Source organism: Ruegeria sp. BF7, assembly GCF_056538605.1.
In genome coordinates, this window is the sequence record NZ_JBQFTM010000005.1 from 46,205 (window position 1) to 67,892 (window position 21,688).

Annotated in this window: 27 protein-coding genes; 9 read left to right on the plus strand and 18 right to left on the minus strand. The window is 59.4% G+C overall.

Features of this window, described 5'->3' with window-relative positions; all coding sequences use genetic code 11:
* Positions 1-53: 53 nt before the first annotated feature.
* Positions 54-1,169, minus strand: a complete 1,116-nt coding sequence (gene ald, locus ACR0IK_RS12665; RefSeq protein WP_480641755.1) for an alanine dehydrogenase — start codon at positions 1,167-1,169, stop codon at positions 54-56.
* Between the two features lie 138 nt (positions 1,170-1,307).
* Between ald and ACR0IK_RS12670 the strand changes: the two genes are divergently transcribed.
* On the plus strand, positions 1,308-1,766 hold the full coding sequence (locus ACR0IK_RS12670; RefSeq protein WP_480429839.1) for an Lrp/AsnC family transcriptional regulator: 459 nt from the start codon (positions 1,308-1,310) through the stop codon (positions 1,764-1,766).
* Between the two features lie 3 nt (positions 1,767-1,769).
* On the opposite strand, the gene ACR0IK_RS12675 is transcribed toward ACR0IK_RS12670, so the two are convergent.
* Positions 1,770-2,609 carry a CPBP family intramembrane glutamic endopeptidase gene (locus ACR0IK_RS12675; protein WP_480641756.1) on the minus strand — a complete coding sequence of 280 codons (840 nt, stop codon included), beginning with the start codon at positions 2,607-2,609 and terminating at the stop codon, positions 1,770-1,772.
* Positions 2,610-2,892: 283 nt separating this feature from the next.
* On the opposite strand from ACR0IK_RS12675, the gene ppk2 reads away from it, so the two are divergent.
* Positions 2,893-3,810, plus strand: a complete 918-nt coding sequence (gene ppk2 / locus ACR0IK_RS12680; protein ID WP_480592663.1) for a polyphosphate kinase 2 — start codon at positions 2,893-2,895, stop codon at positions 3,808-3,810.
* 56 nt (positions 3,811-3,866) lie between these two features.
* Here ppk2 and ACR0IK_RS12685 read toward each other — a convergent pair whose 3' ends face one another.
* From ACR0IK_RS12685 to rpsU, 5 genes are all read right to left on the minus strand, one after another.
* A complete protein-coding gene (locus tag ACR0IK_RS12685; protein ID WP_480592665.1) occupies positions 3,867-5,063 on the minus strand; it encodes a CAP domain-containing protein in 1,197 nt (398 codons plus the stop codon).
* A gap of 203 nt (positions 5,064-5,266) precedes the next feature.
* Complete coding sequence (locus tag ACR0IK_RS12690) at positions 5,267-6,259, minus strand: CAP domain-containing protein (RefSeq protein ID WP_480641757.1); 993 nt, start codon at positions 6,257-6,259, stop codon at positions 5,267-5,269.
* A gap of 303 nt (positions 6,260-6,562) precedes the next feature.
* Positions 6,563-6,850 (minus strand): hypothetical protein, encoded by a 288-nt coding sequence (locus ACR0IK_RS12695; protein ID WP_480641758.1) that lies wholly within the window; start codon positions 6,848-6,850, stop codon positions 6,563-6,565.
* A 23-nt stretch (positions 6,851-6,873) separates the two neighbouring features.
* Positions 6,874-7,881: a tetratricopeptide repeat protein gene (locus tag ACR0IK_RS12700; protein ID WP_480641759.1), complete on the minus strand. Its 1,008-nt coding sequence runs from the start codon at positions 7,879-7,881 to the stop codon at positions 6,874-6,876.
* A gap of 261 nt (positions 7,882-8,142) precedes the next feature.
* Positions 8,143-8,349: a 30S ribosomal protein S21 gene (gene rpsU, locus ACR0IK_RS12705; protein ID WP_005614280.1), complete on the minus strand. Its 207-nt coding sequence runs from the start codon at positions 8,347-8,349 to the stop codon at positions 8,143-8,145.
* Positions 8,350-8,460: 111 nt separating this feature from the next.
* Between rpsU and ACR0IK_RS12710 the strand changes: the two genes are divergently transcribed.
* Both ACR0IK_RS12710 and ACR0IK_RS12715 read left to right on the plus strand, forming a co-directional pair.
* Positions 8,461-9,153, plus strand: coding sequence for a COQ9 family protein (locus ACR0IK_RS12710; RefSeq protein ID WP_480641760.1), 693 nt, complete (start codon positions 8,461-8,463; stop codon positions 9,151-9,153).
* Positions 9,154-9,209: 56 nt separating this feature from the next.
* Entirely contained in the window at positions 9,210-10,196 is a 987-nt protein-coding gene (locus ACR0IK_RS12715) for an NAD(P)H-quinone oxidoreductase (protein WP_480641761.1), read from the plus strand.
* Between the two features lie 34 nt (positions 10,197-10,230).
* Here ACR0IK_RS12715 and ACR0IK_RS12720 read toward each other — a convergent pair whose 3' ends face one another.
* Positions 10,231-11,088 carry a DUF2189 domain-containing protein gene (locus ACR0IK_RS12720; protein ID WP_480592675.1) on the minus strand — a complete coding sequence of 286 codons (858 nt, stop codon included), beginning with the start codon at positions 11,086-11,088 and terminating at the stop codon, positions 10,231-10,233.
* Between the two features lie 193 nt (positions 11,089-11,281).
* On the opposite strand from ACR0IK_RS12720, the gene ACR0IK_RS12725 reads away from it, so the two are divergent.
* Positions 11,282-12,265, plus strand: a complete 984-nt coding sequence (locus ACR0IK_RS12725) for a quinone oxidoreductase family protein (protein ID WP_480592677.1) — start codon at positions 11,282-11,284, stop codon at positions 12,263-12,265.
* 53 nt (positions 12,266-12,318) lie between these two features.
* Here ACR0IK_RS12725 and ACR0IK_RS12730 read toward each other — a convergent pair whose 3' ends face one another.
* From ACR0IK_RS12730 to ACR0IK_RS12775, 10 genes are all read right to left on the minus strand, one after another.
* Entirely contained in the window at positions 12,319-12,852 is a 534-nt protein-coding gene (locus tag ACR0IK_RS12730) for an outer membrane protein (RefSeq protein WP_480641762.1), read from the minus strand.
* A 269-nt stretch (positions 12,853-13,121) separates the two neighbouring features.
* On the minus strand, positions 13,122-13,595 hold the full coding sequence (locus tag ACR0IK_RS12735; RefSeq protein WP_480641763.1) for a YHS domain-containing (seleno)protein: 474 nt from the start codon (positions 13,593-13,595) through the stop codon (positions 13,122-13,124).
* A gap of 195 nt (positions 13,596-13,790) precedes the next feature.
* A complete protein-coding gene (locus ACR0IK_RS12740) occupies positions 13,791-14,060 on the minus strand; it encodes a hypothetical protein (RefSeq protein WP_480641764.1) in 270 nt (89 codons plus the stop codon).
* Positions 14,057-14,662 (minus strand): glycerol-3-phosphate 1-O-acyltransferase PlsY, encoded by a 606-nt coding sequence (plsY, locus tag ACR0IK_RS12745; protein WP_480592684.1) that lies wholly within the window; start codon positions 14,660-14,662, stop codon positions 14,057-14,059. Before plsY ends, ACR0IK_RS12740 begins: the two co-directional genes overlap by 4 nt.
* Positions 14,662-15,942, minus strand: a complete 1,281-nt coding sequence (gene pyrC, locus ACR0IK_RS12750) for a dihydroorotase (protein WP_480641765.1) — start codon at positions 15,940-15,942, stop codon at positions 14,662-14,664. Before pyrC ends, plsY begins: the two co-directional genes overlap by 1 nt.
* Positions 15,943-15,947: 5 nt before the next feature.
* Positions 15,948-16,481, minus strand: coding sequence for an aspartate carbamoyltransferase catalytic subunit (locus ACR0IK_RS12755; RefSeq protein ID WP_480641766.1), 534 nt, complete (start codon positions 16,479-16,481; stop codon positions 15,948-15,950).
* Entirely contained in the window at positions 16,478-16,864 is a 387-nt protein-coding gene (locus tag ACR0IK_RS12760; RefSeq protein WP_480641767.1) for a hypothetical protein, read from the minus strand. The genes ACR0IK_RS12755 and ACR0IK_RS12760 overlap by 4 nt, the downstream gene beginning before the upstream one ends.
* The gene (locus tag ACR0IK_RS12765) at positions 16,849-17,367 is read right to left on the minus strand and encodes a hypothetical protein (protein ID WP_480641768.1); all 519 of its coding nucleotides are present in this window, start codon (positions 17,365-17,367) and stop codon (positions 16,849-16,851) included. Before ACR0IK_RS12765 ends, ACR0IK_RS12760 begins: the two co-directional genes overlap by 16 nt.
* Positions 17,364-18,299: an aspartate carbamoyltransferase catalytic subunit gene (locus ACR0IK_RS12770; protein WP_480641769.1), complete on the minus strand. Its 936-nt coding sequence runs from the start codon at positions 18,297-18,299 to the stop codon at positions 17,364-17,366. The genes ACR0IK_RS12765 and ACR0IK_RS12770 overlap by 4 nt, the downstream gene beginning before the upstream one ends.
* 59 nt (positions 18,300-18,358) lie before the next feature.
* Positions 18,359-18,985 (minus strand): scavenger receptor class F, member 2, encoded by a 627-nt coding sequence (locus tag ACR0IK_RS12775; protein ID WP_480641875.1) that lies wholly within the window; start codon positions 18,983-18,985, stop codon positions 18,359-18,361.
* An 88-nt stretch (positions 18,986-19,073) separates the two neighbouring features.
* Here ACR0IK_RS12775 and ACR0IK_RS12780 point away from each other — a divergent pair, with 88 nt between their 5' ends.
* The 4 genes from ACR0IK_RS12780 to moaB are packed head-to-tail and all read left to right on the plus strand — an operon-like array spanning position 19,074 to position 21,603.
* A complete protein-coding gene (locus tag ACR0IK_RS12780; protein ID WP_480641876.1) occupies positions 19,074-19,838 on the plus strand; it encodes a uracil-DNA glycosylase in 765 nt (254 codons plus the stop codon).
* A complete protein-coding gene (locus ACR0IK_RS12785; RefSeq protein WP_480592697.1) occupies positions 19,838-20,437 on the plus strand; it encodes a metallophosphoesterase family protein in 600 nt (199 codons plus the stop codon). The genes ACR0IK_RS12780 and ACR0IK_RS12785 overlap by 1 nt, the downstream gene beginning before the upstream one ends.
* Positions 20,434-21,054 (plus strand): LysE family translocator, encoded by a 621-nt coding sequence (locus ACR0IK_RS12790; RefSeq protein ID WP_480592699.1) that lies wholly within the window; start codon positions 20,434-20,436, stop codon positions 21,052-21,054. Before ACR0IK_RS12785 ends, ACR0IK_RS12790 begins: the two co-directional genes overlap by 4 nt.
* A 6-nt stretch (positions 21,055-21,060) precedes the next feature.
* Positions 21,061-21,603: a molybdenum cofactor biosynthesis protein B gene (moaB, locus tag ACR0IK_RS12795; RefSeq protein WP_480592701.1), complete on the plus strand. Its 543-nt coding sequence runs from the start codon at positions 21,061-21,063 to the stop codon at positions 21,601-21,603.
* The last annotated feature ends 85 nt before the right edge of the window (positions 21,604-21,688 follow it).

The window sequence follows — 21,688 nt, forward strand, 5'->3', positions numbered from 1 at the left end:
CAAGTCTGTAAAGCGCCCTTTGGAAAAGGACGCTTTCAGAGGCAGGAGTGCTCTTAGTTTAGTAGAGTTGTAGGATCGACAACGTCGATGTTGAGGGCAGTGCCGACAGCTTCGTAGGTCAACTTACCTGCGTGGACGTTCAGACCTGCCAACAGGTGCTCATCGTCCTTGCAGGCCTGTTTCCAGCCCTTGCCTGCCAGCGACAACATGAACGGCATGGTCGCGTTGCCCAGTGCGATGGTGGACGTACGGGCAACCGCGCCGGGCATGTTGGCGACGCAGTAGTGCATGATGCCGTCTACGTCGTAGATCGGGTCTGCGTGAGTGGTGGCTTTCGACGTCTCAAAGCAGCCACCTTGGTCGATGGCCACGTCCACCAGAGCCGCGCCGGGTTTCATGGTCGACAGTTGTTCGCGGCTGATCAGCTTCGGAGCAGCAGCACCCGGGATCAGAACCGCGCCGATGACCAGGTCGGCATCCTGGATCAGTTCGGCGGTTGCGCCGGCTGTCGAGTATTGGTTCTTGAAAGTACCACCGAAAACATCATCCAGATAGCGCAGGCGCGGCAGCGAGCGGTCCAGAACGGTGACATCTGCACCCATCCCGGCGGCAATCTTGGCTGCGTGAGTACCAACGACACCGCCGCCGATCACGATGACTTTGGCCGGACCAACACCCGGAACGCCGCCCATCAGAACACCACGGCCGCCATTGGCTTTTTGCAGAGTCCACGATCCGACCTGCGGTGCCAGACGGCCCGCAACTTCGGACATCGGCGCCAGCAGCGGCAGGCCACCTTTGGAGTCGGTCACGGTTTCATATGCGATTGCGGTACAACCCGATTCCAACAGATCATGGGTCTGATCCGGGTCCGGTGCCAGATGCAGATAGGTGAACAACAGTTGACCTTCGCGCAGCATCTTGCGCTCGACCGCTTGTGGTTCCTTGACCTTGACGATCATGTCGGCGGTGGCAAACACCTCTTCTGCGGTGTCCAGGATCTGGGCGCCAGCGGCGATGTAGGAGTCGTTGTCAAATCCCGAACCGATTCCGGCACCGGTCTCGATTACAACTTCGTGGCCGCGTGCGACGGCCTCTTGCGCCGCGTTGGGCGTTATGCCGACGCGAAATTCCTGTGGTTTGATTTCCTTGGGGCAACCGATCTTCATTTCTCGCTCCTCCATTCATAAACTGCATAAATAATGGGCGTTTCGGAGCGCAATTTCTGTGAAACTCTGCCCGCGATTGGGGTTTTTTTCGGGAGAATCTTCGGTATTCTAACGGAAACTTGCAATGGACTTGCGCCGATGAGCCTGGATACGACGGATAGAAAGATTTTGGCGGCCCTTCAGCGTGACGGTCGTATGTCGAATGCTGAACTGTCCGAGCAGGTGAATCTGTCTCCGTCGGCCTGTCATCGACGGGTGCAGAGGCTGGAGGCGGACGGGTATATCCGCAATTACGTGGCACTGCTGGATGCGCGCAAGATGAATGTGCCGACAACGGTGTTTGTCGAAATCACCTTGCAGGGGCAGGCCGAAGAGCTTCTGGACGCGTTCGAAAAGGCCGTGGCACGCATTCCCGATGTGCTTGAATGTCATCTGATGGCGGGCACGGCGGATTACATTCTGAAGGTCGTCGCCGAAAACACCGAGGATTTTGCCCGCATCCACCGCCAATACCTGTCGCGCTTGCCAGGGGTGGCGCAGATGCAAAGCTCATTCGCATTGCGCACAGTCTTCAAGACCACCGCCCTGCCGGTGTGACGATCAGACCGGGCCGGGATAGGTGAACAGGGTCAGATGCAGGGCGTTAAACCCGAAATGCATCAAAACCGGAACCCAGAGCCGCCCGGTTGCATGGTAGCCCAACCCGCAGGCCGCCCCGAGGATCGATGCGAACGCCACCAGCGCCAGCCCTCCGCTCGCGTGGACCAGACCGAACAGCAGGCTGGCAACTGCAATACCCAAGGTGGTCCCGGTTTTCGAGATGAGGAGCGATTGCAAATAGCCGCGGAAAAAGGCCTCTTCCGTCAGGCAGGTCAGAAACAGGTTCGACAACGCGAAAACCATCCACCAATGGGGCAGGCCGACCTCCAGCCGGACCGCGCCTGTGGTGAGCCCCAACAGGAAAAGCGCAGGCAGCAGCAGCAGGCCACCCACCAGCGGTTTGGCTTTGGTCGGTTTCGCACCTTGGATCATTCCGGGCCACGCCAGCAGAACGGCAAACAATACCAGCGGCTTGTCCAGATTCAGGTACATGGTGAAGTCGGTACTGTCTGGCCCGGCCTGTACCCGGTCCAGCACCAGCAGGTTGTGAAACCCGGGAAACAGATGGGCCCCCAACCCAAGGCACCACAGGATCAGTGCCAGATGCCCGGCCAAAGCCACAGGCCCGTAAAGCAGCCGCAGCCCCGCCGCGCTCAGCATCCCAAGGCCCGCAACCCCCACCGCCAGTGGTGTGACCAGACCAAGCGCCAGCGCGATGCAGCCGAGCAAGGCCAGCAGGGTCAGGCCCAGTCCCTGTCGACCCGACACGGCGCTTGTTTGCGCGGCAATCAGGATGAACCAGGGCCAAATAGCGGGCAGAAGGGACAGAAATTGCGCCACGGTCGTCTCATGCTTTGACAGGCCGTTTTTGCCGTTGGATTGTGGTCCGTGGCAAGGGCGTAAACGGCAGTTTTATGCCAACCCGTTGGCAATGCGGCAATTCTGACGCTTGTGTCCCGTCGCTTGCGGGTTCAAATAGGGAAAGGCCGAACGCCCGCCTGCGTTGCATGTATCAGCGTCCGCAGCGCATACTTGGCGAGGGTTTCATCAATTTCTCTGATGACATCAGGCGGTTACACACGCCCTGTACGGTCCGGACCCGATAGACGATAAGGATGTGACCTTGGCTTACGAAAACGAATACGCCCCCAAAGACTGGCTGGAAGCCGAGTTGGAAGACACGCTGGACGAAGATTTTGAGATTGAATTCAGCGAGCCTATGCTCTCGATGGAAATCCGAAAGATCTACAAGGACCAGCACCCCAACATGTTGGACCGCAAGGTCTACTTCCGCAACCTGCTGCGCCTACAGGCCGAACTGATCAAGGTTCAGGACTGGGTACAGCATACCGGGGCCAAGGTTTGCATCCTGTTCGAAGGCCGGGACAGTGCCGGCAAAGGGGGGGTAATCAAGCGGATTACCCAGCGCCTGAACCCGCGGGTTGCCCGCGTTGTCGCCCTGCCTGCGCCCAGCCGGCGCGAGCAGAGTCAGTGGTATTTCCAGCGCTACGTTCCGCACCTGCCTGCGGCGGGCGAGATCGTTCTGTTCGACCGCTCCTGGTACAACCGCGCCGGGGTCGAGCGGGTGATGGGTTTTGCCAGCGAAGATCAGGTTGAGCAGTTCTTTCAGGACGTTCCCGAATTCGAACGGATGCTGGTGCGGTCCGGTATAATCCTGCTGAAATACTGGTTCTCGATCACCGATGAAGAACAGCAGCTGCGATTCCTCATGCGTATCCACGACCCGATGAAACAGTGGAAACTGTCACCGATGGATCTGGAATCCCGCATCCGCTGGGAGGCCTATACCAAGGCCAAAGAGGACATGTTGTTCCGCACCAATATCCCCGAGGCACCGTGGTACATTGTCGAAGGAAATGACAAGAAACGCGAACGCCTGAACTGTATCGAGCATCTGCTGACCAAAGTTCCCTACACCGATGTGCCGCAGGAAAAGGTCAATCTGCCAGACAGGCGCTACAACCCGGAGTACGAACGCCGCGTCCTGCCGGATGAGTTGCACGTACCCAAAATCTATTGATCACGAAAAAACGCCCCAGAAACCGGGGGCGTTTTCAGATTGGACTGTCGGGAACATCAGAACAGGAAATACTCCTGTGCCAGGTCTGACACCTGCGTGTTCGCCAGAATCAGGCTGTTGCCGTTGCCGTCGTCGATGACTACGTCGCTGCCGGACTGCGAAACGTGATTGTTCATCAGATCGCTGTACCCGGTGATCGAGGCCGGGCCTCTGAGGTCTATGTAATCGTCGCTGGAGAAGTCCAAAACGGTGTCCTTCCCGGTGGTGAACACGAACAGGTCTGAACCGGACCCGCCGGTCAGGTTGTCGTCGTCGCGGCCACCGTACAGAATGTCCTTTCCCGCTCCGCCAAAAAGGTCATCTTCGCCACGTTCACCCCGCAAGACGTCATTGCCGTTGCCGGATTGCAGCCGGTCGTTTTCGGTGCCGCCCAGCATGAGGTCATTGCCGTTACCGCCATGCAGCCTGTCGTTGCCCCGGCTGCCCTGGATAAAGTCGTTTCCGTCCGCGCCTCTCAGAAGGTCCGTTCCCTGACCGCCGATGAGGGCGTCGTTGCCGCCATAGCCGATCAACGTGTCATTGCCCGTACCGCCGTGAAGAAAATCGCCGCCGTTTGCGCCGGTAAGCGTGTCGTTACCGCCGCGTCCTTCCAGTGCCCCGGCCTGGTCGAGTTTCAGGGCGAACCAGTTATCCCCGCTGTCTCCGATTGTGCCGGCGTTTACATATTCAGGACCCGGCTCAACTGGTGCGGGTGCAGGCGCGGGGACGGGCGTGGGTGCGGGTGTCGAGCCACCTGTATCCAGTTGAACCGTGCCTGTGGTCCGGGCAAAGTTCTGTGTCACGATGATCGCGTTGTAGCCGCTGAAATTGCCGACCTCGATGCCGATCCCAACCAGGGTGACGTTCGGGTCAAGGATGTTCGCCTTGTGGCCCGGGCTGTTCATCAGGCTGTTGTGCAGGTTCACAACGTCGTCGGACAGGCCAGGCTCGCCGCGAACGCTCTGCCAGGCGATGTTTTCGGTTGCGCGCCAGTTGCCCGCGAAATTGAACCCGGCATCTTCCATCCGGTCCCAAGGTTGCGAACCACCGACACCAGTATGGTCGAACCGATTGGTGTTCAACATCCATTGACTGTGGTCTTCGGCGGCCTCGTTCAGGTTGAGTTCAAGCTGGACGGGGGCCAGCCCCGCCCGCGCGCGCTCTGCATTGATCAATGCAAGCATCTGCCGTTCTAGATCGCTAGCGGTTGACATGATTCTGCCTCCAGTGGATTGCGTTATTTTGGCGGGACATTAATGGCGAGACTTTGGCGGGATAAGGTCGCAAACTGGACGCCCCGGCCTTCTGAGCGAATTGTCACCGCCGGTTTTGCCTCATTTGTGCAAAAAATCGCGCAGAATACCTCTGCGTATCGGAACGGGGCACCAAACAGGTGCCCCACAGGCCGTTTCTGAGGTTAGGCGAAGTCCATCATGCAGAAATTGTCGATGGAGATGAAGGTGAAGAAATCGTCCTGCATGTCCGCGCCCATGTCCGGCGTGACATCGGTTTCGGCCGGAGCGTCATCACACATGTCCGAGGTCAGCCTGAAGTCATCCTCAACCGCCGCTGTATCGGTGGCCGGCGAATCGTTCAGCCTGAAGTCATCGACCAGAACCAGAAGGTCGTTGACGAAACCTTCGATCGCCGCAAGGAACTCTTCCACGTCAAAGCAATCGCTCGCCGGGGCTTCAGTGACATCGGTGTCGGGCGTTTCGCCTTCCGGTTCCTCGGTTTCGGTGACATCGGTGTCGGGCGTTTCGTCTTCCGGTTCCTCGGTCTCGGTGACATCGGTGTCGGGCGTTTCGTCTTCCGGTTCCTCGGTTTCGGTGACGTCGGTGTCGGGCGTTTCGTCTGCCGGCTCTTCAGTCTCGGTAACGTCCGTGTCGGGCTCTTCCGCCACGGGCTCTTCCGCAACAGGCTCTTCAACCGGCGGGGTCGGCGCAGCGCCGTTGTCCAGCACGACGGTGCCATCGGTGGTGGCAAAGTTCTGGGTCACCATGACGGCGTCCCAACCGTTATAGTCGCCTTCCTCGATACCGATACCGATATATTCGTAGTCAGGGTTCAGAATATTGGCGCGGTGGCCGGAGCTGTTCATCAGGCTCTGGTGCAGTTGTTCGACATCGTCACTGATACCCTCGGCGCCGCGTTCCGATTGCCAGGCGATGTTTTCACCCGACCTCCAGTTGCCGGAAAAGTCGAACCCGGCGTCCCGCATCCGCTCGGTCGCGCTGGAACCGTTCGATCCGGTGTGGCTGAATGTATCGGCGTTCAGCATCCAGGTGCTGTGATCCTCGGCCGAGTCATTCAGACGGGTTTCCAGCTTCAGCGGGTTCAGCCCGCGGGATGTGCGCTCATCATTAATCAGCGCCAGCATTTCTTGCTCGAATGTACTTGCAGTAGACATGGTAGCCTCCGTTTGTGTGGTCGTCTGTTCAGACCGGGCCAGTTACAGCGGGCACCGAACGGACGGACAGAGGAGGTGGAGATTCAGGCGAAATCCGGCAGGGCCGTGCTACCGGAACGAGATTCGCTGCGCTGCAACATGCCGGTCCAAACCGGTTTAATGTGGCTCGGCAGATTACCGCAATTGCGACAGTGGCAAATGGCAAGAACCAACCGACCAAAACGGTCGTTTTAAACCTGCTGAGGTAGTTGGGATGATTTGATGTGGTTTGTGGCGGCGCTGATGCGTGTTGGGATGATTGCCCTACACATCGGGATCGATGCAGCGAATATCTGAGGCGCAAAGGTGCATCGCGTCTTTGGTCGCCCCGTCATAGGTACCGTTTAACGGGCCTTTGTAATGACCGGCTTCCTGCATTCTGAGTTGAAAAGCTTCGACAAACGCACTGTCACCCAATTTGAGAGCCCTGTCGAAATCCAACCGTGCTTGGTCCGCCCGATGATGCGACTGATGAAGCGAAGCGCGATAGTCATACGTGTCCGCATAGCCATTTTCCGAATTTGATCTGTCGCCTTCTTCGGTTTCGATCAATCGAATGGCCTGGTCATAAGCTGCTAGAGCATTGCTCGAGCATCGCTCGGGCGCCCAAGCTCTTCCAAAACGATACCCCGTTTTCGCAAATGATCGACGTCGTCAGGATCGTCCTTGATCATCAGGTCCAGAGTTGCCAAGGTCGACGTCCAATCGCTAGCCTCAGCATGAATGATCATCTTTTGCTTCAGCGCAAATCTGTACAGCACCATCAGGTCCAAGTCCCTTGAAACCATATCTTTTGTGAGACATCGCTTCCCAGCCTTTACCAGTTCTTCGATTTCCTGAGTCGACTGGCGAAGGAATTCCATGCGCGTATCTTCTTTGTTAATCAGCATGTTCAAATCCGCCAGCGCCAGATCGTTTTGCCCGAGCGCCTTGTACACGCTTGCACGAACGTAGATCGACGAATCAGGATAGTCTTCGACTTCAATCAGCCGGTTGATATCCTGCAGGGCGGTTTCAAATTCCTCGGCGTGTGTGCTCGCCCGGACTCTGAGATGCAGAAGTCTGAGGTTTTCGGGGCGCTCGGCAAGGATGTCATCAACGATGTCGCGCGCTGGCAAAGGTTGGGACTCGACCATTTCCAAAAGCGTATTGCTCCACATTTTCATTGCCCAGATAGACCGACAGTAATGTGGCTTGATCGTCAGAGATTCGTGGAAATCGGCAAAGGCCGCTTTTCGGTTGTCGATTTCCTCGTGCAACCGGCCCCGCCAGTACCAAGCCCAAGCTGAGTTATCGCCCATCTCGAATACCGTTTCGATGTCCTCAAACGCGCCGTCGATGCTGTCGAGATAGCCATTTGCCCTGGCCCGTTCCGCGTCATCATAGGCGACTGCCCGTGCAAGGTAAAACGCGGCATCACCCCGCTCGCGGTCGTGCAGGTCATCCAATTCCAAGGCTTTGGTGCAGGTTTCAATTCTGGTCGGCTTGTCCCTGGCGTCGATGCAAGCCGTCAAAACAGGGTTGTCGGTTCCACCATTCACAGGATTGAACTGAAAAAGGCCTGCCGCGCAGGCGAGTACCATGACGGAAAGCACTCTGACTTTATATTGGCCGTCATCGGGGAATAATCATTGAAAACTGGCCAACGAATGATGCGCTAAGCATTTCAGTTTCTATTCTAGGCGAATGTGGCCAAGTTGTGGACGCGCTGAATACAAGCCGCGTCTTTATTGCGTGCCGGGTTCGACCAGCGAAATGATTGTATAGAAACGACAAACCCCCGGGCGGGGCCTCGGGGGTCGTCAAATAGTGTCATCCAAAGCTGGACGAGACTCAGGCAGCTCTTAGAGCAGACCTTCGCGCTGGGCTTTCTTGCGTGCCAGTTTCCGGGCACGGCGGATCGCTTCAGCTTTCTCGCGCGCTTTTTTCTCGGACGGTTTCTCGAAATGTTGCTTCAGCTTCATTTCACGGAACACGCCTTCGCGCTGCAGCTTTTTCTTCAGGGCACGAAGCGCCTGATCGACGTTATTGTCGCGAACACTAACCTGCATGTGGTTGTCACCACCTTTCTAGATAGAGTTGCAAGGAAATTGCAGGAGTTGGCCGTATAGCAAAGCCGATGTATCTTGTCTAGTACTGGCCCCGAGAACCGGAGAACCGCCATGACCGTTACCTATGAAGATGCAAAACAACAGCTTTTGGACGCGATTCTGATCCATGTGCCGTTTGATGGCTGGTCCGAGGCCAGCTTTCGCGCCGCGATCAACGATTGCGATCTGGATGACGGTTTGGCCCGGGCGATCTGCCCCCGTGGTGCGGTCGATCTGGCGCTGGCGTTCCACGCGCGGGGCGATGCGGCCATGGTGGAACGCCTGAAATCCACGGACCTGAGCGAGATGAAGTTCCGCGACCGCGTGGCCGCCGGCGTCCGGTTCCGGCTTGAGGCTGTGCCCGACAAGGAACTGGTGCGCCGGGGCATGACGCTGTTTTCCCTGCCGACCCATGCGACGGACGGGGCCAAGGCGCTGTGGCAGACCTGCGATCTGATCTGGGACACGCTGGGCGATACCTCGGACGATGTGAACTGGTACACCAAGCGCGCGACCTTGTCGGGGGTGTATTCCTCGACCCTGTTGTTCTGGCTGGGCGATGATTCTCCGGATCATCAAAGAACGTGGGAGTTTCTGGACCGCCGCATCGACAACGTCATGCAGTTCGAAAAGCTCAAGGCGCAGGTGAACGACAATCCGCTGTTCAAGCCGTTCCTTGCGGTGCCGAACTGGTTCGCCAGCCAGGTGAAGCCACCGATGAAAATGCGCGCTGATCTGCCCGGGATGCTGAACCCGCGCAAGTAAGCATCTGGGCCTTCCGGAAATTGCCTGCTAGGCATTGGGCAAAGGAGGATTTGCCCATGACCCAGACGATGCGCGCCGTAGAAATTTCGCAGCCCGGCGGCCCGGATGTTCTGCAATTGACCGAACGCCCGATCCCCGAGCCGCAAAACGGCCAAGTGGTCCTCAAGGTTGCTTATGCAGGGGTGAATCGCCCCGATGCGTTGCAGCGGGCCGGGGCCTATGATCCGCCTCCGGGCGCCAGTGATCTGCCGGGGCTTGAAGCGTCAGGCGAAGTGGTTGCCGTAGGCTCAGGGGTCGAGGGGCTTTCGGTCGGCGATCAGGTTTGCGCGCTGCTGCCCGGTGGCGGCTATGCCGAATACGTGGCCACACCTGCCGCGCATTGCCTGCCGGTTCCGACGGGAATGGGAATGAAAGAGGCCGCCTGTCTGCCCGAGACCTTCTTCACCGTCTGGTCCAACGTTTTCATGCGCGGCGGGCTGAAGGCCGGTGAGCGGTTTCTGGTGCATGGCGGTTCAAGCGGGATCGGTACCACGGCGATCCAGCTGGCCCATGCGTTTGGGGCCCGGGTCTTTGCCACCGCCGGATCGGATGAGAAATGCGAGGCCTGCATCAACCTGGGTGCTGAGCGGGCGATCAATTACCGGGATGAGGATTTCGTCGGGGTCATGCGGGCAGAAGGCGGCGCGAACCTGATCCTTGATATGGTGGGCGGCGATTATATCCCGCGCAATGTCAAAACGCTGGCCGAGGATGGACGCTTGGTGCAGATCGCCTTTTTGCAGGGTCCGAAGGTTGAACTGAACTTTGCCCTGATGATGGTCAAGCGCCTGACCCTGACTGGCAGCACCCTGCGCCCGCAAAGCGATCTGGCCAAGGCGAAAATAGCTCAGGAACTGCGTGAAGCGGTCTGGCCGTTGTTGGAGGCCGGGAAGGTTGCCCCCGTTTTGGACAGCGAGTTCGCTCTGGCAGAGGCGTCAGCGGCGCATGCGCGGATGGAAAGCTCGGGCCATATCGGCAAGATCGTCCTGATGGTCGCCGGTTAACCGGGCAGCGCGGGCTTGTCCCGCGCGCCGTCCATCAGGTCACCGCGCGGCGATACAGGTGCCACGTGGCGTGACCCAGAACCGGCATCACCACGATCAGCCCCAACATCATCGGGATCGCGCCAAGAACCAACAGGGCAGCGACGATGAAACCCCATGCCAGAATGACTCCGGGATTGTGCCGCAGCACCCGGACGGAGGTCACGACCGCCACCGGCAGCCCTACCTTGCGATCCAGCAACAGCGGAAAGCTGACCACGCTTATGGCCAGCGCGACAAGAGCGAACAGGAAACCGACCGCGTTGCCGAAGATGATCATCGTCCAGCCAGCGCCCGTAGTGAAGACCTGCGTGACAAAGGCGCCGAGGGATGTGGGCAAGTCGGGACCGAGTGTGTGGACATAGATGCTCTGCGCGACCATCAGCCAGATCAGCATCCACATGACCAGATAGAATCCTAACATCAGGATTGCCCCGAAGGACGGCGACTGGAACACTGCGAACGCGTCCAGCCAGTGCACCTCGCCCTCCTGTTCGCGTTTGCGGCTGATTTCATACAGGCCAACAGCGGCGATCGGGCCAATCAGTGCAAACCCAAGGATCAGCGGCGCCAGCAGCGGCACCATGTTGCGGTTCAGGCCGAACCCGAACATCAGCAGCCCTGCGATGGGGTAGATCAGCACAATGAATATGGCATCGGCCCGTGTTTCCAGAAAATCGTTGTAACCTGCCCGCAGACAGGCCCGCAGGTCCTGCATCGTCAGGGTTTGTACCTTTGGCAGGTGCTTTGTATCGGCGCTGCCAATGCGGTTCACGCTTTCTGCAATATGATCGCCGGTCGCGCCGATGTTCCGAGCCGTCCAGCTGATCGGATTTCCAATTGTCTTGGCCATCGTCTTTCCCCTCCCTTTGCGTATCCGCGCAGCAGGGTGGTTCCGGCATCGGTTGCCCTTGGCCGGACCAGCCGGCAACGCCTGAGCGCCAGTATAGCACATTTTTTCGCGTTGCGGTTGCGTGGCGCGGATTCGTGCCGATTGCCCTTATTTACAGGCGTGTTAGCTTGGCTTCAGGTAACAGGAGGTCAGCATGCAGCAAACGGCAAGAACCGTCGTCATTCACGAACACGGCGGCCCCGAAGTTCTGAAGATCGAAGACAGGCCGCTGGGCGATCCCGGACCCGGAGAGGTGCGCATCCGCCACCATGCCTGTGGGTTGAATTTCATCGATGTCTATCAGCGCACGGGTCTGTACCCGATGGACCTGCCGCACGCTTTGGGCATGGAGGCTGCAGGCGTGATCGAGGCCGTCGGCGAGGGCGTGACTCATCTGGAACCCGGCCAGCGTGCCGCGTATGCCGCCGCGCCCGCGGGTGCCTATTCCGATGCGCGGGTGATGCCTGCAGCGCAGGTCTGTCCCTTGCCTGACGGGATATCCTTTGATGCGGCGGCGGCAATGATGCTCAAGGGGATGACGGTGGAATACCTTTTTCACCGCACCACGCCGCTGAAACGTGGTGATACCGTGCTGTTTCACGCCGCGGCTGGGGGCGTCGGCCTGATTGCCTGCCAATGGGCTAAATCCGAAGGGATCACCCTGATCGGCACGGCTGGCACGGATGAAAAATGCAGCCTGGCGCAGTTCAACGGGGCCGCCCATTGCATCAACTACCGAAAAGAGAACTTTGCCGAACGCGTGGCCGAGATCACCAGTGGTAAAGGCGTGGATGTGGTGATGGACTCGATCGGGGCGGATACCTTCAACGGATCGTTGGACAGTCTGAAGCCGTTGGGAATGATGATCTCATTTGGCAATGCGTCGGGGCCGGTACCGCTGATGGATATCGGGATTCTGGCCAAGAAGGGTTCGCTCAAGGTCACCCGGCCGACGCTGTTCACTCATATTTCCGATCATACTGTCTGTCAGGCGATGGCCCGGCGTCTGTTCGGAAAGGTCGAAGGCGGAGAGGTCAAAGTCCATATCGATCAGCGTTTTCCGCTGGATCAGGTCGCTGACGCCCACCGCGCGCTCGAGGCCCGGCAGACCACCGGCAGTACGGTTCTGGAACCCTGACACATAGAACCCGGCCCTCCGGGGCCGGGTTCTATGGCTTATCTGTCGCCCGATCAGAACCGATAGGATGCGCGCACCTGAACGGTGGTTGCGTCCACGTCGATGCCGGTGCGGTCGAAATTGTCGAATTCGTGATAGAGGATCTCGCCACCCACGCTGATATTCGGGGCGACAATCTGTTCGTAGCCAGCTCCGATGAACCAGCCGTCTTCGCTGCCAAGATTGTCGGTTCCGGCTTCGGCAAAGCCGCCGACGCCGTACAGCAATCCGGTGGACGTCACCTTGTAGCCCGCGCGCGCCTTGATACGCCAGACATCCTCGACCTTGACGCCGGGGGCAAGCCCGATACCGGTCCAATCATAGTCAAAACCAAGACCGACAACCCAATCGCTCAGGTCGTAGTCATAGCCAAGGATGATGCCGCCGATCACACCGTCGCCGTCCACGCCCGAAACATTGGTGTCGATATCGGCGTAACCCAGCTGCAAGCCGCCGTAGAAACCGGTCCAATTGCCCGAGGACTGCGCTGCGGCTGCACCTGCGGAAAAGACCGCGATCACTGAGGCGAGAAGAAACTTACCTTTCATGTTGTATCCTTTCATCGGAAATGGCTTGCAGCAAATCCACGCTGCCTGTTCGACTGTATTGATTACTACGGTCCGGTTTGACGACCGGATCACAGTTCGTTCAAGCATTCCGACCCAAAAGATGCGCCACGTTCACAATCTGCGGCGGCATCGGCCCGTTGAAACCGGGCACGTTCTTTCCTTTAAATGTAGGTCCGCAAAAGGGCTGTTTCAAACGACAATCGGCGGCAGAGTGATCCGCCGCCGATCTGACTTTTTCCGTCAGCGGGTTATTGCTGCAGTTCTGCCGGAGTTTTTTCAGCTATGGTTTCCCAATTCGTGCTGGCTTTCTCGATAAAGCCGGGAATGTCGCCTTCCCAGCGTTCCTGAATGTCCTGCGACAGGTTCAGGTACAGCTTGTTGTCGACGATCTTCCAATAGGTCGGGTCACCGTCGAACTTGAAGCCCATCGCGGCACCGAATGCGCAGTAACCACCATAGGCCGGCAGGTAGGCTTCGGGGTTTTCTTCGAATGTGGCTTTGTTTTCTTCATTGGCAAAGCGATACAGCGCATCATTGTGCAGCGCGGTGATGCGGTAATCGCCCTTGGTCGGTTCACCGTCAGTAAAATAGGCTACCGGGTCGTAACCCTGCAACGCCAGACCGGTCGAGCTTGCGTTCAGTTCAACGCCTGCGGCCAGAGCCGAGCTTGCGATTGCAACGGACAGCGCGACGCCGCCAATGATGGATTTGATCTTGTTCATTGTTTTCACCTTTCGTGAAACGGGCGATCCGGCGGCGCTGAAATTACGCCAGGACACCCCTTGGGATTTTTGTCCGTGCGACCGGAAATTGGCCGTCACGCAACCGAAGTGGGCAATCGCCCCATCACGTTCAAAACAATCAATTGTGAATGTGCGTCGACGAAGGGGCGATGTTCAATTTCGCGCATGTCCGCCTCAGGTGTCGGGTTCGAACGCAACCACGAAGGCAAGGACCTTTTCAGCTGGCATTTCGCAGGGCCGCAGCAATGTGCCGCTGGTGTTGGTCAGATAAAGGTTCAGGCTGATGTAGTCGCCGCCGCCCAATTGATGCGCGACAAGCTTGTGGGATTTTCCACCGGCCAGTTCCAATCGGCTGACGATATACCGCCTGCCTTGGCAGTGCCCGGTGGACGAGCCGAGCGGGATGGCGAAAAATGCGGACAGAAATGCGTCCGGGGCGATCAAGACTGACCGATTTTGGGTTCAGTCCCGGCCCTGATCCGCGCCAGGTTTGCGCTATGGCGCCAAAAGACCAACAGGGTCAGGACGATGCCCAGGAAAAAGGTCGAACCATCCGTCAGCAGCAACACCCAGATGGTCGACATGGCCGCGGCAACCAAAGCGCCCAGCGAGGAAATCCGCCAGATCGCGGCCGCAACCAGCCAGCTCAGACAGCAGGCCACTCCCACGCGCCAGTCCAGCGCCAGCCAGAGGCCCAGGAAGGTAGCCACGCCCTTACCGCCTTTGAACCCCAACCAGACCGGGAAGCAATGACCCAGAAACGCGGTTAGGGCGGCGATCTGGGCGGCGTCCTCTCCGGCCAGCGCGCGCGCCAGCAGTACGGCCACCGCACCTTTTCCAGCGTCAAAGATGACGGTCAGCGCCGCGGCGGTCTTGTTTCCGGTGCGCAGGACATTGGTGGCACCGATATTGCCCGACCCGATGTTGCGCAGATTGCCCAAGCCCATGACCTTGGCGATAACCATGCCATAAGGGACCGAGCCCATCAGATACCCAATCACGGCCCAGAGGATCAGCTGGGTCGTCGTCGCGTCAAATGGGGGCATTAGGGTCTCCGGTAAACTTCTTGGCCTGCTACATAAGTTGCGGTGACCTTACCTTGCATCCGCTGGCCGTCAAACGGTGTGTTCTGCGATTTCGATTTCAACGAGAAACGGTCAAGTACAAAAGGCACTTCCGGATCGAACAACACCAGATCTGCGGGTGCGCCCTGGGTCAGGCGCCCCGAGTCCAACCCCAGCCGTTTTGCCGGGTTTAGCGCCATGGCGCGGAACAGGGTCGGCAGGTCCAACTGATCCGAGTGATACAGGCGCAGTGCGGCAGGCAGCAGCGTTTCCAGCGCCACCGCGCCCGAGGCGGCCTCTTCAAACGGCAGGCGTTTGCTTTCCTCGTCCTGCGGTGTGTGCATGGAACTGATAATGTCGATCAGCCCGGTTCGCACCGCTTCGATCACCGCTTGTCGATCGTCTTCGGATCGCAGCGGCGGCTTGACCTTGAAGAAGGTCCGGTAATCGGCCACGTCCAGCTCGTTCAGCGTCAGATGGTGGATCGAGGTGCCAGCGGTGATGTCCAGCCCATTGCGCTTGGCGCGCTCCAGCGCGGGCAGGGCGCGGGCGGTGGTGATCTGATCGGCGTGGTATTTTGCCCCTGTCATCTCAAGCAGGGCGATATCGCGGTCCAGCCCCATCCGTTCGGCCATCGGTGACACGGCGGGTAGTCCCCGCAGGGCGGCGAATTTGCCACTGGTAGCCGCTGCGCCTGCGCTTAGGCCGGGGTCCTGCGGGTGGGCGATGACCAGCGCGCCGCAGGATTTTGCATAGGTCAGCGCGCGGGAAAACACCTTGGTATTGGTGATGACGTGATCGCAATCGGTAAAGGCGACAGCCCCGGCATCTTGGAGAAACCCGATCTCGGTCATCTCACGCCCGTCGCGGGTTTTGGTCAGGGCGGCCATGGGCAGCACATTGACCGGAGCGTCCGCCTGCGCGCGGCGGGTGGCAAATTCCAGCGTTTCCGGCGTGTCTACCGCAGGCAGCGTATCGGGTCGAGTGACAATGGTTGTGACACCACCCGCCGCTGCCGCCAGCCCGGCGGATTTATAGCTCTCCTTGTGCCGCTCACCGGGTTCGCAGACCTTGACGCCGATATCGACGATCCCCGGCGCAAGACAGTGCCCGGCGCAATCGACGATCTGAGCCCCCTGTCCCGGGGCATCACCCTCGCTGCGCGCCGCAATCCGGCCGTCCGTGACCCTAAGCCAGCCGATGCTGTCGGTGCCCGTTTCCGGGTCAATCAGGCGGGCGTTGGTAAACATCAAAGAGTTCATGTTTTCTACTTCCCCCCTGAGTCGCTCAACTGGATATCCCTGAGCCTGCGATAAACAGTCTTTCCGTCCTGTATGCGTTCAAAGCCAATTTGAACTGTCCGTGTGGTACGGTGCCGGGTCTGTGTTTCAGAGGCAAAGAAAACGCTTGCCGGCGACCCGTCTACCAATTGAAGGGGCGTGCTTTCATCAATCGGATAAGACGCCAATTTCTTACCCAGCAAAGGTAAATTGGTTCCAATGAATGCGCGCCTGTTGCTTAGTGAATACCATGTGCGGGCGCGCTTAAAAGAGTTCCAAAAAAGCGCATGAAGGATAATGCCGACACCTGCGAAAAAGTGGATTATCCCGAACGTCCAGAAGGTGCCTCCGCTCTTTGCGGCTTGAGTCATCCAAAACAAGGCGAAGCCTGCAAAGAACACACCGAAGACAGTTTCAAACATGTTGAAAGGGCTCAATGCGAGTTTTGCGTCTGGACGACCTTGCCAAACGATCCGCTCACCGGGATCTAATATGTTGTCCCACTCATCTCTTGGCTTCATTCGATTGCCCTTTCAATCGCGGCTTTGGTGGCGGCGGGGTCCGCCTGGTATTTGATCAGGTGCTTGTCGCCGCCCTTGGTGACGATCTGGACAAAGCTGCCCAATACATTGATCGCTTCGATCTGATTCAGCGCCACTTTGCGCGGACCGGGGCCGGTGAGGGTGGTGTCGGACATCTCCCACGTGGTGACCAGCTCTTCGGAGGCCAGATACCACGCGCGAATGCCGATGGCGGCAAGACCCGCCGGCGCGCCGGTCCAGGGATAGGGGTTGCCGATCAGCCAGAGGATGATCATCGCGCCCGCCATCGCGAAGGCGGCCAGCCATGCGTTGGTGCGGATATAGGCGCCTTTGTCTGGTGAGAAGGTCACAGGATCAGCCACAGGGCACCTCCGATAGCCAGCAGGATCACCAGCGCCAGAACGGCGGAACCGACGCGGTGCGGTCTGCCATCCTGCGGCGCGGATTGAGGCGCCGAGAACGGCCTGGCGCTTTTGGTCTCAATTGGGCCGCCGATCCAGTTGGTGGCCTCTTCAGTATAAAGACCGGCCAGATGCAGCCTCGGGTCCGGCGTCAGCGTTGCCGCGCGGTCGCCAAAGGCGGCGCTGCGCACGACCATGACCCAGCCTTCGATGGCCTCCAGCGCGGCGCGGTCCAGTTGATCGGCCGAGACGCCGCAGCCCTCGTTCAGATAGCCAAAAAGCCCAAGGTCTTCGAGGTCCGAGACCGGAAAGACGTCGATCTGTTTCGGGTCAAGCCCGGCCACACCCAGAACCTGATCGGCTGCACCGGGTTCGCGCAGGAACTTCGCCTCTTCCGAGCGCATATCCAGCGTGAACAGGCGGATCACGCCGCGTTCATGGGGGGCGACAGTCAGATCGCTCATGCGGCGTCTCGCTGATTGCGGGCCAGAAGTTCCATCGCGGCCATGCGGACGGCTACGCCCATTTCAACCTGTTCCTGAATGACCGAGCGGTTGATGTCATCGGCCAGCGTGCCGTCGATTTCAACCCCGCGGTTCATCGGGCCGGGGTGCATGACGATGGCGTCGGGCTTGGCCAGTGCCAGCTTGGCGGCGTCCAGACCATAGCGGTGATAGTATTCACGTTCCGAGGGGATAAAGCCGCCATCCATCCGCTCTTTCTGAAGGCGCAGCATCATGACAACGTCGACGTCCTTCAGGCCTTGGTTCATGTCATCGTAAACCTCGGCACCGAACTCGGAGAATTGGCTGGGAACCAGTGTTGGCGGGCCGATCAGACGAATACGGTTTTCCATCTTGCCCAGCAGGATCAGGTTTGACCGTGCGACGCGGGAATGGGCAACGTCTCCGCAGATCGCGATGTTCAGCCGGTGCAGGCGCCCTTTGGCGCGGAGAATGGTCAGCGCATCCAGCAGGGCTTGCGTCGGGTGTTCGTGCCGCCCGTCGCCTGCGTTCAGTACGGCGCAGTTCACTTTCTGCGCCAGCAGGTCGACCGCGCCGGAATGCGGATGCCGGACCACCAGAAGATCGGGGTGCATCGCGTTCAGCGTCATCGCGGTGTCGATCAGGGTCTCGCCCTTTTTGATTGAGCTCGCCTGCATCGCCATGTTCATCACATCCGCACCCAGCCGCTTGCCCGCCAGTTCGAAACTGGCCTGCGTGCGGGTCGAATTTTCGAAGAACATGTTGATCTGTGTCAGCCCCGACAGCACGTCGGAATGCTTGGTCGACTGGCGGTTCATGTCGACATACTTCTCGGCCAGATCGAGGATGGCGGTGATATCGGATTGTGACAGATGCTCGATGCCAAGAAGGTGACGATGGGCGAAACGCATGGGCGGGCTCCTGTCCGACAATCGAGCCGCTTATAAGAAGCCGCGCGCGCGAGGGCAACCTAAGGATCAGACCCTTCGGGCAGTTTCTCGCATCCACCCTCGGGTAGACACTGTTCGCCGGGTTTGCACCATTTGCCATAGCCGCAATCGACCGCCTTGACCGGGACACAGCCCTGATGCTCGGAGCACTTGAACCCAGGGCGGCATTGAGAGTCGGTTTCTTCGCACAAGAACCAACCGGGACGCGAGCATCCGCCACCCGGCAGGCAGGATGTGCCCCCGGTGCAGGTCAAGCCGTCGTCGCAGATGGTTTTCAGACGCTGCGTGTCGGTCTCCGTCTCATTTCCGGGTCCGATCCGTTCGCATTCGCCTCGTGCATTACATGTGGTTCCACCCGGGCAATCGAGGCGCGAGGTGCATTTGTTCGCCCCCGCCGGGGCGCAGCGGGTACCGCCGGCCACGCAGCGTTCGAATGGTCCGCAGGTGCGGCCGCCGCCGCAATAGGTGCCACCCAACGGGATGCAGTGGCCGTCAAAGCTGCATCTTTGACCACCGGAACAGCATCGGGTACCGCATTGAAACTGCCCGGGGTGACATTGGCCGTTGCGGTCGAACAGTTGCGCAAAGGATGGGCCGCTGAGCGGGATCAGCAGCAGGGAAATCAAAAGGAATCGCAACAGAACCATCATGAATGCCGCAATCGTCGGTGCGATGAACGGTCCGATCAAGGCCTATTCGCTTTCCCTCGTTCAAAAGCTGGTTAGATTGAGGGGTATGGAATCGGCTTTGGACTATCATACTGCGCGGGCGCTGCTGGACTGGCAGATCGAACTGGGCGCAACGGATGCGATCGGTGATGCGCCGGTGGATCGCTATGCGCTGCCTGATACTGCGCCCAGGGCCAGGAAACCTGCTGCGGTGCAGGCCACGTCCGAAATGCCGAAAAAGGTGGACCCTTTTGCGGTGGCAAAGGCCACCGCCCAAAGTGCCGGGTCGCTGGATCAGTTGCGGGCGGCGATGGATGGGTTCGATCATTGCGAACTGAAACGCGGTGCGCGTCAGTTGGTGTTCGCCGACGGCACGCCGGGTGCGCGGGTGATGATCATCGGCGAGGCTCCGGGCCGCGAGGAAGACCGCGAGGGCAAGCCATTCGTGGGCCGTGCCGGACAATTGCTGGACCGGATGCTGGCGGCGATTGATCTGGATCGCGGCCAGAATGTTTATATCACCAATGTCCTGCCGTGGCGACCGCCGCAGAATCGAGACCCCAAACCCGAAGAGATCGGGATGATGAAGCCCTTTCTCGAACGCCACGTGGCACTGGCCAAGCCCGAGGTTCTGGTGATCATGGGCAATATCAGTTGTCAGGCGGTGCTGGGCAAACGTGGGATCACAAGGCTGCGCGGGCAATGGGATCAGGCGCTGGACCTGCCGGTCATCCCGATGTTCCACCCGGCCTATCTGCTGCGCCAACCGCAGATGAAACGCCACGCCTGGGCCGATCTGCTGGAGCTCAAGGCACGGCTGGAGGGCAAGTAATGCGCGTTCTGGCCTTCTCAGACCTGCACATGGCGCGCAACCGCGCGGCCGAGGTTGTCGAGGCCAGTGCCGAGGCAGATCTGGTGATCGGGGCCGGAGATTTCTGCAACATGCGGCAAGGGCTGAAGGAGGCGATGGCGATGCTGGCCGGCATCTCTGCGCCGTTTGTCATGGTGCCCGGCAATGCGGAAAGCGCACAGGAATTGGCAGACGCCGCGCCCGAAGGCGGCCATGTGCTGCACGGCACCGGCATGACCTTGGACGGGCTGCGCCTGTTCGGGCTGGGCTACGGCGTGCCGGTCACGCCGTTTGGCGACTGGTCCTGCGACCTGACCGATGCAGAAGCCACCGAGTTACTGGATCGCTGTGATGGAGCGGATATTCTGATCGCGCATTCCCCGCCCAAGGGTTATGGTGATGTCACATCACAGGGCGAAGCGGTCGGGTCCGTGGCCGTGCGCGATGCGGTGGAGCGCCTGCAACCGCAATACGCGTTGTGCGGCCACATCCATGACAGCTGGGGATATCGCGGCAGCATAGGCCGTACACAGATTGCCAATCTGGGACCCAAGGTAAATTGGTTCGAGGTCGCCTTATGATAGAAACGGTCACTCTGCTGGCGTTCATCCCAGCAGCTTTGGCGCTGAATTTCACCCCCGGCGCAGACATGATGTTCTGCTTCGGTCAGGGTCTGCGGTCCGGTGCCCGACCGGCGTTGGTTGCCAGCGCGGGTATATCGCTGGGGCTGATGGTTCACGTGCTGCTGGCCGGGCTGGGGTTGGGTGCTGCGGTGAACAGCTTGCCGTGGTTGTTTGATGTCATCCGCTGGATGGGTGTGGCCTACCTGCTGTATTTGGCGTGGGGTGTGATCCGGAATGGGGCGGTATCCGGTGATGCGCCCGCGAAACCCGCAAGCTATGCCTTTCGTGACGGGATGTTGGTAAATCTGACCAACCCCAAGGTCATCCTGTTTGTACTGGCCTTCATCCCGCAATTCGTGAACCCCGCGACCGGCCCGATCCTGCCGCAATTCCTGATCTTCGGCGCGATCATCGCGCTGGGCGGGTTTGTGGTTAACGGGCTGGTGGGTATTTTTGCCGGTGGCGCGGGCAAGGTTCTGATCTCGAACCCGCGCGCCTCTCGTATCATGGGCTGGGTGACGGGGGGGATATTCACCGCCCTTGCCGTCCGGCTTGCCATCATGGAAAGGGCCTGACGCCATATGTCGCGCATTGATGAAAGCATGGAATTCATTCCGGTTCGGATCGCCGTTCTGACCGTGTCGGACACACGGTCGCTGGACGAGGACCGCTCGGGTCAGACGCTGGTTGACCGGATCGAGCGCGCTGGCCACTCGGTGGCCGACCGCAAGATCATCCGGGATGAACGAGGCGAGATCGCAGCCCAACTGCGGCTATGGGTTGGTGATCCCGAGATTGACGTGGTGATCTCGACCGGGGGCACCGGCCTGACGGGCCGCGACGTGTCGGTTGAGGCGCATCGCGACGTCTACGAAAAGGAAATCGAGGCGTTCGGCACCGTTTTCACCATCATTTCAATGGAAAAGATCGGTACATCCTCCGTGCAATCCCGCGCTACGGGCGGCGTGGCGGGTGGCACCTACCTGTTCGCATTGCCCGGCAGTCCCGGTGCTTGCAAGGACGCCTGGGACGGGATTCTGGAAAAACAGTTCGACTACCGCCACCGTCCCTGCAATTTCGTGGAAATAATGCCGCGATTGGACGAACATCTGCGACGGAAGTAGACTGGTTGCACGTTTAATTGTTCGTAACCGCTTTGTGGCTTGGCATTTTTCTGTGCCCGGCTACCTTTTGCACGTGGCAGCCTGA

Coding starts and splice junctions, on each gene's coding strand:
- ald (WP_480641755.1), bottom strand. CDS start 1,169: ATGAAGATCGGTTGCCCCAAGGAAATCAAACCACAGGAATTTCGCGTC.
- ACR0IK_RS12670 (WP_480429839.1), top strand. CDS start 1,308: ATGAGCCTGGATACGACGGATAGAAAGATTTTGGCGGCCCTTCAGCGT.
- ACR0IK_RS12685 (WP_480592665.1), bottom strand. CDS start 5,063: ATGTCAACCGCTAGCGATCTAGAACGGCAGATGCTTGCATTGATCAAT.
- ACR0IK_RS12690 (WP_480641757.1), bottom strand. CDS start 6,259: ATGTCTACTGCAAGTACATTCGAGCAAGAAATGCTGGCGCTGATTAAT.
- ACR0IK_RS12700 (WP_480641759.1), bottom strand. CDS start 7,881: ATGGTACTCGCCTGCGCGGCAGGCCTTTTTCAGTTCAATCCTGTGAAT.
- rpsU (WP_005614280.1), bottom strand. CDS start 8,349: ATGCAGGTTAGTGTTCGCGACAATAACGTCGATCAGGCGCTTCGTGCC.
- ACR0IK_RS12710 (WP_480641760.1), top strand. CDS start 8,461: ATGACCGTTACCTATGAAGATGCAAAACAACAGCTTTTGGACGCGATT.
- ACR0IK_RS12715 (WP_480641761.1), top strand. CDS start 9,210: ATGACCCAGACGATGCGCGCCGTAGAAATTTCGCAGCCCGGCGGCCCG.
- ACR0IK_RS12720 (WP_480592675.1), bottom strand. CDS start 11,088: ATGGCCAAGACAATTGGAAATCCGATCAGCTGGACGGCTCGGAACATC.
- ACR0IK_RS12725 (WP_480592677.1), top strand. CDS start 11,282: ATGCAGCAAACGGCAAGAACCGTCGTCATTCACGAACACGGCGGCCCC.
- ACR0IK_RS12730 (WP_480641762.1), bottom strand. CDS start 12,852: ATGAAAGGTAAGTTTCTTCTCGCCTCAGTGATCGCGGTCTTTTCCGCA.
- ACR0IK_RS12735 (WP_480641763.1), bottom strand. CDS start 13,595: ATGAACAAGATCAAATCCATCATTGGCGGCGTCGCGCTGTCCGTTGCA.
- plsY (WP_480592684.1), bottom strand. CDS start 14,662: ATGCCCCCATTTGACGCGACGACGACCCAGCTGATCCTCTGGGCCGTG.
- pyrC (WP_480641765.1), bottom strand. CDS start 15,942: ATGAACTCTTTGATGTTTACCAACGCCCGCCTGATTGACCCGGAAACG.
- ACR0IK_RS12755 (WP_480641766.1), bottom strand. CDS start 16,481: ATGAAGCCAAGAGATGAGTGGGACAACATATTAGATCCCGGTGAGCGG.
- ACR0IK_RS12765 (WP_480641768.1), bottom strand. CDS start 17,367: ATGAGCGATCTGACTGTCGCCCCCCATGAACGCGGCGTGATCCGCCTG.
- ACR0IK_RS12770 (WP_480641769.1), bottom strand. CDS start 18,299: ATGCGTTTCGCCCATCGTCACCTTCTTGGCATCGAGCATCTGTCACAA.
- ACR0IK_RS12775 (WP_480641875.1), bottom strand. CDS start 18,985: ATGGTTCTGTTGCGATTCCTTTTGATTTCCCTGCTGCTGATCCCGCTC.
- ACR0IK_RS12780 (WP_480641876.1), top strand. CDS start 19,074: ATGGAATCGGCTTTGGACTATCATACTGCGCGGGCGCTGCTGGACTGG.
- ACR0IK_RS12785 (WP_480592697.1), top strand. CDS start 19,838: ATGCGCGTTCTGGCCTTCTCAGACCTGCACATGGCGCGCAACCGCGCG.
- ACR0IK_RS12790 (WP_480592699.1), top strand. CDS start 20,434: ATGATAGAAACGGTCACTCTGCTGGCGTTCATCCCAGCAGCTTTGGCG.
- moaB (WP_480592701.1), top strand. CDS start 21,061: ATGTCGCGCATTGATGAAAGCATGGAATTCATTCCGGTTCGGATCGCC.